Raw genomic sequence first — 12,769 nt, 5'->3', positions numbered from 1 at the left:
GCAGGCGGGCTGGCAGAATCGGTCGGGTGACGATTCGGGTGCTCATCGCTGACGACCAGGAGCTCGTACGGACCGGCTTCCAGATGATTCTGGACGCCCAGGCGGACATGGAGGTCGTGGCGACCGCCGCGAACGGCGCGGAGGCGGTGGAGCACGCGCGCAGGCTCCGTCCCGACGTGTGCCTGCTCGACATCCGGATGCCCAAGCTGGACGGCCTCGAGGCCACCAGGCTCCTGGCGGGTCCCGGGGTGTCCGAGCCGATGCGCGTGGTCATCGTCACCACCTTCGACCTGGACGAGTACGTCTACGGCGCGCTGCGGGCCGGGGCCACGGGCTTCCTGCTCAAGGACAGCGGGCCGACGCTGCTGATCGAGGCGATCAGGGCCGCCGCCGCCGGGGACGCGCTGGTCTCGCCCTCGGTGACCGTACGGCTGCTCGAACACCTGGCGCATCCCCGGCCGAACGGCACCCGGGCACCGAGCGAGCCGCTCACCGAGCGCGAGCTGGACGTCGTCCGCCTGGTCGCCAGGGGACGCACCAACCAGGAGGTCGCCGCGGAGCTGTTCGTCTCGCTCTCGACGGTCAAGACTCATCTGGGGAGCATCCAGGCGAAACTCGGCGCGCGGAACAGGGTGGAGATCGCGGCCTGGGCCTGGGAGTCCGGCGTGGTCAGCTGACACGCTCGGCTGATTAGCCGAGCGGCTGACGGGATAGAAGAAGGGCAGGTCCTTCAGCGCATGCCGGGGGGAGATACACATGCGCTTCGTCTCGTCTCCACCGAGAAGATCAGCCACAGCCGTCCACGTGACCCTCAGCGCCCAGGTGGTCGCGATCGCCGCCCTGGTGGTTTTCGAGCACGCCCGCGGCAAGCGGCTCGCCCGTGAGATCTCGGCCCTCGGAGGCGACCCCCACGCCCCCGGCGCGCAGGCCGTCGTCGGCGCGGTGACCCTCTTCGCCATCCTGATCATGCTCGTCGTCGTGACCGTCGTCGCGAGCGCCGCGGCCTATCTGACCTGGCTCGTCCAGGCCCGGCAGAGCGCGGCCGTCCCAGAGCCGTCCGCGTCGCCGGTGCTGGCCGCCTGGCTGCTGCCCGGGGTCAACCTGGTCGTCCCCCCGGTGCTGGTGTATCGCCTCTGGTGGGCCTCGCGCCCACCCTCCGACCGGCACGGCCGCTGGATCGCGCTGCTCGTCGCCTGGTGGCTGAGCTGGCTCGCGGCCGTCACCCTGGTCGTGGCACGGCTGCCGCTGGGCGCCGCCCCCGGCGACTCCGACCTCACCGGACTCGGCCCGGTCGACCTGGTCGCGGTCGCGCTCTCCGCGCTGCTGTGCGCGGCGACCGTCCGGCAGATCACCGGAATCCAGGCCGCCGACGGCCGCGACCGGCGGGCCGGTGACCGGCAGGGGGCGGGAGCCGCGGCCCCGAAGAGCTTCCCCTCGACGCCGCAGATCCGTCTCTCGGACGGTGACACCCCTCGCGGGTCCCTTCCGCGCACGACGAGCCGTCAGTCCCAGGCGCGCATCAGCAGCCAGTCCTCGCCCGCGGTGTCGAAGCGGAGCTCGTAGGTGCCGAGCCTGCCGCCGGGGTCGGCCTCGACCCGCCAGAACCGGCGTTCGCCGGGATCGCGCTCCGAGGTCTTCCACCACTCTCGCGCGACCACCCACTGGTCGAGCACCTGGCGAACGGCGTGCAACCGGTCATGCCAGACGAACTGGACCGGCTGGCCGTCACGGGTCCAGACCTCGATCGGATCGCCGTAGAGTCTGCTCACGACACCTCTCCCCGCGGCTTTCAGATGGGCACCCGGGGGAAGGCGGGTCTCGTTCGTCGAACATACGTTCTCACGACGTCGAGCGCAAGTCACCCACCTGTCGCACGAGCGGGTCGGCGTCCACGGAGTCACGGACGCTGAACGTCACGCTGCCCGCCCGGTAGCGGTCGTCCGACCACTCGACGGGGCGGCCCTCGTGGGTGGTGACGATCCGGCGCCGACGCAGCAGCGGGCCGCCCCGCCGCACGACCAGCAGGCGTGAGTCCTCGACCCCGGCGGCGACCGCGTCGATGAGGTGCTCGCCGTAGGCGAGGACCAGCCCGACGTTCTCGTGGAGGGCCTGGGTGATCGACTCGCAGTCGCGGGCGATCCGTTCGACGGCCGGGGCGATCCACCCGGCGTAGACGGCGCGTTCCAGCACCACCGGCTCGCCGTCCAGGGAGCGCAGCCTCAGCACCGACAGCACCGGGTCGCCGGGGCACAGCGCCAGCCGTTCCGCCTCCGTGGCGTCGGCGGCCCTGCGGCGCCGTTCCAGCACCTGACCGCCGGCCCGCGACTCGTCTCTCACGCCCGCCCCCCGAACCCGCTCCCTGTCACCGCATCTGTCACCGCATGTCCCGGCGGCGAACACCCGCGCCGCGCGCACCCGGACGGTCCAGCGCCTCACACGCTAGACAAGGGGGAATGACTCATGAAGCCGCAGCTCACGCATTCCCCTGACGTACTTCGAGCGTTCATCGGACGGAAACCCGCCCCCGACCCACCGGGCCGGCTTGTCGGTATACGTTCGTTGGATTTCAGTGCATATCGCGCGACATCCTCTCCGGGAGAGACCGCGATCGCACCTCGCGTCCGCGTCGCGGGCCCGGCCGCGTTCCTCGAACGGCCTGGAAAAGATCGACGTGGCGCTGCCGCGGCGGCCGGCGTCAGGAAGGATCTCGATAGGCTGAGCCCTTCAGGCGGCGGCGTATGCGGTTAGGTATGACGGTGAGCAACCTCAATGCGGGCGATTCGTTTTACATAGGGCGATATCGCGTGCTCGGCCAGCTCGGCAGAGGTGGGATGGGCACGGTCTACCTCGGCGAGTCGCCTGATGGGCAGCGGGTGGCCATCAAGGTGATCAACCCGGAGTACAGCAGGCACGACCAGTTCCGGATGCGCTTCCGCCGCGAGGCCGACGCCGCCCAGCGGGTCCGCCGGTTCTGCACCGCCGCCGTGATCGAGGCCGCGCTCGACGGTGACCAGCTCTACGTCGTCACCGAGTACGTCGCCGGGCCGAACCTCGAGGACGCCGTGCAGTCGGGGGGGCCGCTCCGCGGCTCCAGCCTCGACGCGCTGGCGGTCGGCGTGGCGACCGCGCTGGCCGCGATCCACGGCGCGGGGGTCGTGCACCGCGACCTCAAACCGTCCAACGTGCTGCTCTCCTCCGTCGGCCCCAGGGTTATCGACTTCGGCATCGCCCGCGCGCTGGACACGCTCGGCGGGATCACCGGGACCGGCGAGATCCTCGGCACGCCCCGTTACATGGCGCCGGAGGCGCTGCGCGGCGAGCCGGTCTCCCCCGCGTGCGACGTCTTCTCCTGGGGCTGCCTGGTCGCCTTCGCCGCGAGCGGCAAGCCGCCGTTCGGCGGAGAGAGCCTGCCGTCGGTGCTGTACCAGGTGCTCAACACCGAGCCGACCCTGGAGGGCATGGAAGGGCCGCTGCGCGAGCTGGTGACCTACGCCATCGCCAAGGACCCCGCAGGCAGGCCGACCTCCCAGCAGATCCTCGACCACCTGGTCGGCCGCCCGGCGGCGCCCGAACAGGCCGCGTACTCGGTGCGGGAGGCCTGGCAGCAGGGTCCGCCCGAGGCGGGGCCCGTGACGTTCACGGCCTCTTCCGCCCCCTCCTTCCGGCCCTCCTCCGGGCCTCCCCCGGCTTCGCCCACGGGGTTCTCCGCGCCCGGGATCCCCGCCGCGACTCCCACCGTCGCGGGGACGGCGGCCATGTGGACCGGGTCCTCCGAGGACGACACCCACACGGGCCACCAGGGCCCGCCCCCGGCAGGAGTCGCGCGACGGTTCGGCGGCGGCAGGAAGACGGTCGTGGGGGCGGCGGTCGCGGCCCTGGTCGCGGTGGTCGGCGGAGGCGGCCTCTACCTCGCCCTCTCCGGGGGCGGCCCGCCGGAGAGCCTGCCCCTGCTCTACCAGGAGGACTTCACCCAGACCGGGAACGGCTGGAACGGCGGCGTCTACGACGGAGTCGACGACAAGTACGGCTACTCCCCCGAGGGCTACTACGCCGTCGACGTGGACGGCGTCTCCCCGGTGGGCCGGGAGAAGGCCCCGATCGGCTTCCTGACCGCCCCGCCCGCCAGCCCCGACCCCTCGGCCAGCCCGACCCCGGTCATCCCCGACCGCTTCCTCCTCGGCGTCGACGCCGGGGTCCGCGACGGCAGCAACGGAACCGGCCAGTACGGGCTGTTCTGCCGCGGCGAGGACGACTACCAGGCGACGCGCTACGAGTTCCTGATCGACACCCTGGGCACGGCCCGCATCCGCAAGGCCGTCAAGAGCGGCGGCGGCGAGCTGATCAAGCCCGTCGAGGTCGAACTGCCCAAGGACCGGCCGGTGCGCCTGCAGGCCGAGTGCGCGGGCGGCGTGGACGGCGTGCGTCTGACCATGTGGGTCGACGGCGAGCAGATCGGGTCCGTCCTCGACGCGAACCCGCTGCCCAGCGGGCAGGTCGGGGTGCTCGCGCGGGTCGGCGAGAAGAGCAAGGCCACGCTCAAGGCGTCCTTCGACAACTTCACCATGCACGGCACCCCGCGCGAGAGCGCCCCCTCGACGAACGCCCCCGGCGAGAACGGCGAGTGACCTGCCCGGAGCCCGGTCCGGAGCGACGAAGGCGAGCGGCCGGCCCGGGGTAGGGGAACAGCGAGTGGCCGGTCCGGGGTTGGGGACGATCAAAGCACCCAACCGAGCGAAGGAGTTCAGCACGATGCGCGCCATAGTCGTCTCCGCCACCGGCGGCCCCGAGGTCCTCGCCTACAAGACCGACCGTCCGGATCCGGAGCCGAACCCCGGCGAGGTGCTGGTCGACGTCACCGCCAGCGGCGTGAACTTCATCGACGTCTACCACCGGATCGGCCGCTACCCGCTCTCCCTGCCCTTCGTCCCCGGCAACGAGGGCGCGGGAACCGTCGCGGCGGTCGGCGAGGACGTCACAGGAGTCTCCGTCGGCGACACCGTGGCCTGGTCCAGCGTGATGGGCAGCTACGCCTCGCGGGCGGTGGTGCCCGCCTCCCAGCTGCTGGCCGTACCCGAGGGGATCACGGCCGAGGTCGCGGCGGCGGTGACCCTTCAGGGCCTGACCGCCCACTACCTGGCCCACTCGACCTACGAGGTGAAGCCGGGTGACGACGTGCTGGTGCACGCCGCGGCCGGAGGCGTCGGCCTGCTGCTCACCCAGATCGCGAAGCTGCGCGGCGCCCGGGTGATCGGCACCGTCTCCACCGAGGAGAAGGAGACGCTGGCCCGCCAGGCCGGCGCGGACGAGGTCCTCCGCTACGACGGCTTCGCCGACGCGGTGCGCGACCTGACCGGTTCCGGAGTGCACGTCGTCTACGACGGCGTGGGCGCCGCCACCTTCGCCGCGAGCCTCGCCTCACTGCGGCCTCGCGGCATGATGGCCCTGTACGGCCAGGCCAGCGGCCCCGTCCCGCCCGTCGACCCGCAGACCCTCGCCGCCGGCGGATCCCTCTTCCTGACCCGCCCCTCCCTCGGTCCCTACGTCGCCACCCGCGACGAACTGGCCTGGCGGGCCTCCGACATCTTCGGCTGGGTGGCCTCGGGAGAGCTCAGGGTCCACATCTCCAACCGCTACCCCCTGGCCGAGGCCGCCCGGGCCCACGAGGACCTGGAAGCCCGGCGCACCACGGGCAAGCTCCTCCTCCTGCCCTGACCTCACCCCTCCTCCCCGGCCGCCTCCCCCTCGGGCGGCCGGCCCGTCGCCGCGTCAGGACGACGGGACCCGGAAGCCTCGCGGAGGTGAGGAAAGGAGGGGCGGTCTCAGCCTCGCAGGGCGCGCCACACCACGGCGGGGCGCATGAGGGCGGAGGGCGGATCGAGCAGGCCGGTGACCCTGGTGAAGGCGACGGCGACCCTGGGGTCGCGGGCGGCGGCCCACTGCAGCCTGCGGATGTAGGCGTTGAGGAGCCTGACCCGCAGGGTTCTGGCCGCCTTCGTCTTGCGCATGGCCAGGTCCGCCCCGGTCGACAACTGCCAGGCCGGGTCGAGGGCCCTGGCCACCGCGGCGAAGTAGCGGCGCGCGAGGTCGTCGGCGCCGGCGCTCAGGGAGTCGCGCATCGCGAGCGCGTCCAGCGCGCCGACCGCCATGCCCTGCCCGTAGATGGGGTTGAAGTTGCAGATCGCGTCCCCGGTGACGAGCAGTCCCTCGGGGAAACGGTCGAGCCGCTCGTACCTGCGGCGCACGCTGGTCGGGATGCCGGCCGTGCCGATCTCGCCGAGGGGCTCGGCGGCGCGCACCGCCTCGGCCACCTCGGCGGGGACCACCTCGTCGAGCCAGGCGAAGAACCCCTCAGGGTCGGTGGGAGGGCGCAGGCCCGCGTTGCCGCCGAGCGTCACCAGCCAGCGGTCGCCCTCGACGGCGCAGAGCGCGGCGCCCTTGCGCTGCCCCGGATGCGTGCCGACAAGGATCATGTGGTCCGTCCCCAGCGCCCCCTCCGCGAGCCTGAGGTACCACGTCGAGTAGGCGACCTCCACCTTGACGGTCTCCTCCTGCGGCCGGTCGAAGCCCATCGACTCCAGCCAGGCGAGCGTCCGGCCGCCCCTGCCCATGGCGTCGACGACGAGATCCGCGGGCAGTTCCTCCTCGGCGCCGTCCCCGACGCCGGCGACCAGCGCGCCGGTGACCCCGTCGTCTTTCGTGACGAGTCCCGCGACCTGAGTGCGGTCCCGTACCACCAGGCCCGGCAGTTCCCGCACCCGCCGCAGGACGTGCCCCTCGAGGAAGGGCCTGGTCGCCGAGATCCCCCTGTCTCCGGTCGGCGACCTCGCGAACTCACGACCGCCCATGATCATCCGAACCTGCACGATCATCTCGTACGGCACCGCGCCCCCGGCGACCAGTTCCCCGGTGAGGCCGGGGAACAGCTCCTCCAGGACCTGCAGGCCCCGCGGCAGCAGGGCGTGCGCGTGGAAGCCCTGCGGCACGCCCCTGCGAGGAGCCTGCTGTGTGAGGTCGTCCCGTTCGACGAGCGTCACCCGGTCGTAGAAGTCGGTCAGCACCCGTGCGGCGAGCAGCCCGCTGATCCCCGCTCCCAGAACGACCGCGTGCTCCCCTGTCCTATGGATCATGAAGGTCTCCCCGCCGCGCCGATGCCTCGAACCAACCGGAAAGTACGCCAGGTATCGAGACTAAACGATCAATTGCCGCGGGTCAGGGGCTCGCAGGGACGTCTATCGTGAAAGCCATGAGCGCGGACCCGGACACGCCTCCGGACATGACCCCGGACACGACCCCGGCCGCCGGCCAGGGCATGGACACGGCCTTCGTGCTGGGCGGCGGAGGCCTGCTCGGCGCCCACGAGGTGGGCATGCTGCGGGCGCTCGACGAGGCGGGCGTCAAACCCGACCTGGTCGTCGGCACGTCCGTGGGCGCGCTGAACGGCGTCGTGCTCGCGGCCGACCCCGCCGACGCGGTCGCGCGCCTGACCTCGTTGTGGGGCTCGGACGTCGTCCGTACGGCCTTCGCCGGATCGTGGATGACCCGCCTGTCCACCCTGGCCAGAAGCGGCACCCACCTGCACTCCCCCGAGCCGCTGCGCGACCTGCTGGCCCGGACCCTTCCGGTCTCCCGCATCGAGGAGCTGGCCGTGCCGTTCCAGTGCGTGGCCGCCTCCGTCGAGCACGCCCGCGCCCACTGGTTCACCGAGGGTCCGCTGGTCGAGGCGGTCCTCGCCTCGTGCGCCGTGCCGGGCCTGCTCCCGCCGGTCCGGGTCGGCGGCGGCCATTTCCTCGACGGCGGGCTGGTCCACAGCATCCCCGTGGGGCGCGCGGTGGCCCTCGGCGCCCGCCGCGTCTACGTCCTGCACGTCGGCCGGATCGAGCGGCCGCTGACCGTTCCGCGCCGTCCCTGGGAGGTCGGCCTGACCGCCTTCGAAATCGCCCGCAGGCACCGTTTCGCCGAGGAGATGGCCGCCCTGCCCGAGGGCGTGGAGGTTCACGTGATGCCCGCGGGGGCCGAGACCCGTCCCGGGGTCGACCTCTCCCAGCTGCGTTACCGGGACTCGTCGCAGATATCCGGTCACATCGAGCGCGCCTACGAGGCCTCGTCCCGCTATCTCGCCCAGCGCCCCTCCGGATCTCCCTGAGATCTCGGACCACCAGAAACCCGCAGATCAGCTCATATAGGCATATAAAGGACCGTATGGACCTGGCAGGAAGGAGACGTTCATGCTCCCTCCTCGCATCGTCCGCCGCCTGATCCTCGCGCCCCTCGTCATCGTGCTCACCGTGGTCGCCGTGGTCACGCTCCCGGTCTGGCTGCTGGTGGTGACCGCCGCCTCGCTGCGCCTGCCGCCCCCGCAGCGGCGCGGCACCCGCCTCGTCTGGTTCGCGGTCGCCTGGCTGACGCTGGAGTCGATGGCGCTGGTCGCCTGTCTGTGGCTGTGGATCGCGGGCGGACTCGGCGGGCGGCTCAGCCGCGACGAACAGCAGGAGCGGCACTACGCGCTGGTCAGGTGGGTGCTGGCCGGGGTCTACGGCGCGGCCGTACGGATCTTCCGGCTGAGCGTCGAGATCGACGAGCCGCCGTCGACCCCCGAGGAGGTCTCCCGCCGCCTCACCCGTCCCGTGATCGTCCTGTCCCGCCACGCGGGCCCCGGCGACTCCGTCCTGCTCGTGCACCACCTGCTCACCCTGTACGGCCGCCGCCCGAGGATCGTGATGAAGGCGGCCCTGCAGCTCGACCCCTCGCTGGACGTGATGATCAACCGCCTGCCCAACGCCTTCGTCCCCCGCGAGGTCTCGGCGAGCGGCGTCGTCGCCGAGATCCACCGCCTGGCCTCGGACATGGACGCCGACGACGCCCTGGTGATCTTCCCTGAGGGCGGCAACTTCACCCCGAAGCGCCGCTGGCGGGCCATCCTGCGCCTTGAGCGCAAGGGCCTGGCGGAGGAGGCCGCCCGCGCCAGAGGGCTGGAGCATCTCATGGCCCCCCACCCCAACGGAGCGATCGCCGCCATCGAGGCCTGCCCCGCCGCGGACGTGGTCTTCGTCGCCCACACCGGCCTCGACGACCTGGTCACGATCGGCGACGTCTGGCGCAAGCTCCCCGTCCGAGCCGAGATCAGGGCCAAGTGGTGGCGGGTCCGGGCCGAAGACGTCCCGCGGGAGCGCGAGGCGCAGATCGGCTGGCTGTTCGACCAGTGGGAGAAGATCGACGCCTGGATCGCCGAGAACCGGTCCGCCCCGGTCTCCCCCGCCTGAGCAGGGGACGGCACGTCGACGAGGGCGCGATCAGGCGTCGCCCTCGTCGACGCGCCCGCCCGTCACAGCCGCTTGATCCGCGCGCTGCTGTGGAGCAGGCGGGCGTTGCGAAGCTCCTGACCGGCGTCGGCCACCACCTGGAGGCCCGGCTTGCCGGACAGCGGAGCCAGGTCGAGGACGGGGGCGGTGCCTCGCAGGTCGACTTCCTTCAGCGCGTCCAGGGACGCGAGGGGTGAGAGGTCCGTCACCCGGGAGCCGTCGAGAACGAGGTCGCGAAGCCCCATGAGACCGGCCAGGGGGGCGAGGTCGGAGACGGCCGAGCCGCTGAGGTTCAGGGCCTCGAGTTCTCGCTGGCGGGCCAGCGGGGCCAGATCCGTCACCCCCGGACAGTCCACCAGGCTCAGCTCGGTGAGGCCGAGGGCGCTCAGCGCGTCCAGGTCGTCGACGGAGACGTTCCAGAGCCGGAGGACACTCACCTCCGGGCAGTGGTCGACGAGAGCGGCGAGACCGCCCTGGACGTCGACGTGGCTGAGGTTGACCCTCCTCAGCCGGGGAAAGCCGGCGAAGAACGCCGCGTGCCTCAGATGGCGCGCCCCGTAGAGGGAGAGCGTGTCCAGCTCGGCGTGCCGGGTGACCGGGCCGAAGTCCCTGACCGTTTCCAGGTCGCCGAGCACCAGCGAGTCGAGCGACGGCAGGGCGTCGAGGAAGGTGAGATCCTCCCCGAAGTCGTGGTTCAGCAGGCTCAGACGCCGCAACCGGGTCAGCCGGGCGAGGCATCCGAGGTCGGCGGAGCGGCGCAGGCTCATGGTGATCGACAACTGTCTCAACCTCGGCAGGGACGCCACGTCGTCGAGATCGGCCTCGCCCACGGAGTACAGACGCAGCGAGCGCAACGACGGCGTGTGCCGGAGGAAGCCCAGGCCGTCAACGGGCCGACAGAACACGTGAAGGGCCATGAGATGCCCGAGGTGCCGGAGACTTCCCAGAAGTCGCGGATTACTGATGTTCAGTATGCCCGCGCGCAGGAGGGCCTCCGCGAGAACCTCGGCGGCGTACAGGTCGGGATCGAAGTAGCTCCACCCGGCCACCAGTTCCCGCCGGACCTCCCCGCGCGGATCCCTCCGGTATCCCGCGAGCTTGCGTCGGGCGTCGACCCCGTTGATCAGCCAGCAGGCCCGCACCGTCGCCGCCGCCCTCGCCTCCGACAGCCCGCCCAGCTCGTCGGGGAGGCGGCGGAGCACCTCCTCCCCGGCGAGCGCGAGCACCCTCGCCTCCGCCTTGTTCCTGGGCGGGATCACCGTGGCGAGGCAGTCCTCGACGCGTTCGCGCAGGTCCCCGGGAAGCTCCTGGATCGTCTCCAGGCAGCCCGCGACCAGCAGCCGCAGCCTGCGCCCGTGACGGCCGCCCTCGTCGACCCGGTCGAGCAGGCCGCGCAGCAGCTCGTGCCGTACGGGGGCGTTGGCGTGTCCCGCGGCCATCACCACGGTCTCCCGCCACTGGTCCAGGTGCGCCCGCTCGACCAGCGGCTCGACGTCCGCGTCGTCGGCCGCCTGCTTGGCCGCGAGATACTCCTGCACGGTCCGGTGCACGAAGTCGATCCGCCCCGGCACCGGCTCCCTGACCACCCCGCTGCGCTGCAGCAGGTGCTCCAGCACGGCCTGCGCGGACGCGTCGACCCTGGGCATGCTCCGGATCCTGTCCTCCACCCGCCTGAGCGCCGTAACCGCGGACAGCTCGGAACGCCCCCAGACCGTCAGCTGCCAGGCCAGGTCCTGCAGCACCCGCACCTTCTGCTCGGGCTCCAACGCGACCTCCGAGGCGATCCCCCGCTCGGCGTCCCTGCGTTCGAGCAGCAGCTCCAGCGCCGCCGCGTACAACCCCATCCGGTTGCGCGGCAGCTGCTTGCCCCGGTCCAGGTTCAGCGCGCACAGCATCGCCGCGAGCAACGGGGTCGAGGCGAGCATCCTCAGGTGCGGGCTGCTCTCGAACCTGGCCAGCAGCGCGCCCTCGTACTCGTCCAGCCGCTCCGGAGCGCACGGCAGGCTCCTGGACCCGCGCATGGCGGTGTGCCACTGCCGTACGAGCGCCCGCAGGTCCGACGGGGTCATCGGCTCCAGCACGAGCGGGGAGAAGCCCTCCTCGCCCAGCCAGCGCGCGTCGGCCGCCGCGGGCCGGGAGGTCACGATCGTCACGGTCTGCGGGTAGGCGGCCAGCAGGCCGCCCAGCCACTGCCTGACCGCGGGCCTGTGCCGCACGGCCAGCTCGTCGACCCCGTCGACGAGCAGCAGCGCCCGTCCCGCGTCGAGCACCCGGTGCGCCCAGCCGTCCGGCATCCGTCCCGCGACGGCCCCGGCGACGTCGGAGAGGAACTCCTCCGGGGTGGGGAACCTCCCCGAGGGGTGGCTGCGGAGTTTGACGACGAACGGCACCCAGCCGTTCCAGTGGGCCAGGTCTCCGGAGAAGCCGCTCCTCGCGGCCGTCACCGCCAGCCAGCGCAGCAGCGTGCTCTTGCCGGAACCCGCGTCGCCCCGAAGCAGCGTCCGCGGGGAGCGGCCGAGCGCGCTCTCGACGCGCAGGGGCGCCGCCTCGTGCTCGGCGGCCGTCTCGGTCAGGTCGGCGAAGAGCAACCGGTCGGGGACGCGACGACGCCCTGCCCGGCTCTCCGCCGAGACGCTGAGGCTGATGTAGGCGACGCTCAACGTGGCACGAGGCCGGTAGTTCTCCACCCGGACGCCGAACAGCTCGACCTCGTCGAGGACCGTGCTGAGATGTTCGAGGTAGCGGCGTTCGAACTCCGCGTCGTCCTGGGTGCCGGAGGGCGCGTCGAGCGAGCGGACGGGCAGCCTGTCGAGACCCGAGGCGATCCGCTGGCCGAGCGCGGCGACCTGCTCCTCCACGGAGGACATCCGGCCCAGGACCTCGGTCGCGGCCCTGGGGAGATACTGCGGGAGCTGCTGGACGACGCGGAGCAGACAGTCGAGGCACTCCTCGAGCAGCACGTCGTACAGCCTGGCCCCGGCCTCGCCGAGCTGCCTGGCGGGGGCGGGCGACCCGGCTCCGAGGGTCTTCGCGAGCCTGACCGGGTCCATGTCGGCGGCCATGACGGCCCGGTCGGACAGGTCCGCGGCCTCCAGGGTCGCCACGACCTCGTGGAGCACCGCCGCCCTGTCGTTCTCGGTGAGCCCGCCGTACTCCTGCTCGACGAGCACCGCGAGCCGCCGCTCGATCCCGTCGGCGACGGCCTCGATCTGGCGTTCGAGGCTGCGCCGTACGAACCGGTCGGGGAAACCGCTGCGGATCAGGGTCGTCAGGTCCGCGCCCCGTTCCTGTCTGGCCGCCCTGGCGGCGAGCCCCTCCCGCACGGCACGTCCCGCGACGGCCTTTCCCGCAGCGGCCACGACGGCTTCCAGTCCGGACATCCTGCTCCTCGGCGCACTGTGACGTTCGCTTCCAAGGATCATCGAAAAAGCCGCCGGGCACTGGGAAACCCCCAGTCGCCGGCGACCGCC

General features: G+C 72.3%; 10 protein-coding genes. 6 read left to right on the top strand and 4 right to left on the bottom strand.

Features of this window, described 5'->3' with window-relative positions; translation table 11 throughout:
* Nucleotides 1-26: 26 nt before the first annotated feature.
* Nucleotides 27-677, top strand: a complete 651-nt coding sequence (locus PKF00_RS28470; protein ID WP_271220731.1) for a response regulator — start codon at nucleotides 27-29, stop codon at nucleotides 675-677.
* A gap of 127 nt (nucleotides 678-804) precedes the next feature.
* The gene (locus tag PKF00_RS28465) at nucleotides 805-1,563 is read left to right on the top strand and encodes a DUF4328 domain-containing protein (RefSeq protein WP_271220730.1); all 759 of its coding nucleotides are present in this window, start codon (nucleotides 805-807) and stop codon (nucleotides 1,561-1,563) included.
* On the opposite strand, the gene PKF00_RS28460 is transcribed toward PKF00_RS28465, so the two are convergent.
* Together PKF00_RS28460 and PKF00_RS28455 are read right to left on the bottom strand one after the other, a co-directional pair.
* The gene (locus tag PKF00_RS28460) at nucleotides 1,503-1,769 is read right to left on the bottom strand and encodes a DUF6504 family protein (protein ID WP_271220729.1); all 267 of its coding nucleotides are present in this window, start codon (nucleotides 1,767-1,769) and stop codon (nucleotides 1,503-1,505) included. The two genes, PKF00_RS28465 and PKF00_RS28460, sit on opposite strands and share 61 nt — an antisense overlap.
* Before the next feature lie 70 nt (nucleotides 1,770-1,839).
* A complete protein-coding gene (locus PKF00_RS28455) occupies nucleotides 1,840-2,337 on the bottom strand; it encodes a GntR family transcriptional regulator (protein WP_271220728.1) in 498 nt (165 codons plus the stop codon).
* A gap of 401 nt (nucleotides 2,338-2,738) precedes the next feature.
* On the opposite strand from PKF00_RS28455, the gene PKF00_RS28450 reads away from it, so the two are divergent.
* Together PKF00_RS28450 and PKF00_RS28445 are read left to right on the top strand one after the other, a co-directional pair.
* Entirely contained in the window at nucleotides 2,739-4,625 is a 1,887-nt protein-coding gene (locus PKF00_RS28450; RefSeq protein ID WP_271220727.1) for a serine/threonine-protein kinase, read from the top strand.
* A gap of 124 nt (nucleotides 4,626-4,749) precedes the next feature.
* Nucleotides 4,750-5,712 carry a quinone oxidoreductase family protein gene (locus PKF00_RS28445; RefSeq protein WP_271220726.1) on the top strand — a complete coding sequence of 321 codons (963 nt, stop codon included), beginning with the start codon at nucleotides 4,750-4,752 and terminating at the stop codon, nucleotides 5,710-5,712.
* A gap of 107 nt (nucleotides 5,713-5,819) precedes the next feature.
* Here the strand turns inward: PKF00_RS28445 and PKF00_RS28440 are convergent, their stop codons facing one another.
* Complete coding sequence (locus PKF00_RS28440; protein WP_271220725.1) at nucleotides 5,820-7,127, bottom strand: FAD-dependent oxidoreductase; 1,308 nt, start codon at nucleotides 7,125-7,127, stop codon at nucleotides 5,820-5,822.
* A gap of 116 nt (nucleotides 7,128-7,243) precedes the next feature.
* Between PKF00_RS28440 and PKF00_RS28435 the strand changes: the two genes are divergently transcribed.
* Nucleotides 7,244-8,143, top strand: a complete 900-nt coding sequence (locus tag PKF00_RS28435; RefSeq protein WP_271220724.1) for a patatin-like phospholipase family protein — start codon at nucleotides 7,244-7,246, stop codon at nucleotides 8,141-8,143.
* A gap of 82 nt (nucleotides 8,144-8,225) precedes the next feature.
* Nucleotides 8,226-9,260 carry a 1-acyl-sn-glycerol-3-phosphate acyltransferase gene (locus PKF00_RS28430; protein ID WP_271220723.1) on the top strand — a complete coding sequence of 345 codons (1,035 nt, stop codon included), beginning with the start codon at nucleotides 8,226-8,228 and terminating at the stop codon, nucleotides 9,258-9,260.
* A 62-nt stretch (nucleotides 9,261-9,322) separates the two neighbouring features.
* Here the strand turns inward: PKF00_RS28430 and PKF00_RS28425 are convergent, their stop codons facing one another.
* Nucleotides 9,323-12,679, bottom strand: a complete 3,357-nt coding sequence (locus tag PKF00_RS28425) for an NACHT domain-containing protein (protein WP_271220722.1) — start codon at nucleotides 12,677-12,679, stop codon at nucleotides 9,323-9,325.
* Between the last annotated feature and the right edge of the window lie 90 nt (nucleotides 12,680-12,769).

Origin of the sequence: Streptosporangium carneum, from assembly GCF_027922005.1 — a bacterium.
Classification (GTDB): domain Bacteria; phylum Actinomycetota; class Actinomycetes; order Streptosporangiales; family Streptosporangiaceae; genus Streptosporangium; species Streptosporangium carneum.
The sequence above is the reverse complement of the archived record's forward strand: the minus strand, read 5'-3'. Positions and strand labels throughout refer to the sequence as shown.

Bases quoted from the DNA above. Each gene is read 5' to 3' on its own strand.
- PKF00_RS28430 (WP_271220723.1), top strand. From the start codon at position 8,226: ATGCTCCCTCCTCGCATCGTCCGCCGCCTGATCCTCGCGCCCCTCGTC.
- PKF00_RS28435 (WP_271220724.1), top strand. From the start codon at position 7,244: ATGAGCGCGGACCCGGACACGCCTCCGGACATGACCCCGGACACGACC.
- PKF00_RS28440 (WP_271220725.1), bottom strand. From the start codon at position 7,127: ATGATCCATAGGACAGGGGAGCACGCGGTCGTTCTGGGAGCGGGGATC.
- PKF00_RS28425 (WP_271220722.1), bottom strand. From the start codon at position 12,679: ATGTCCGGACTGGAAGCCGTCGTGGCCGCTGCGGGAAAGGCCGTCGCG.
- PKF00_RS28445 (WP_271220726.1), top strand. From the start codon at position 4,750: ATGCGCGCCATAGTCGTCTCCGCCACCGGCGGCCCCGAGGTCCTCGCC.
- PKF00_RS28450 (WP_271220727.1), top strand. From the start codon at position 2,739: ATGCGGTTAGGTATGACGGTGAGCAACCTCAATGCGGGCGATTCGTTT.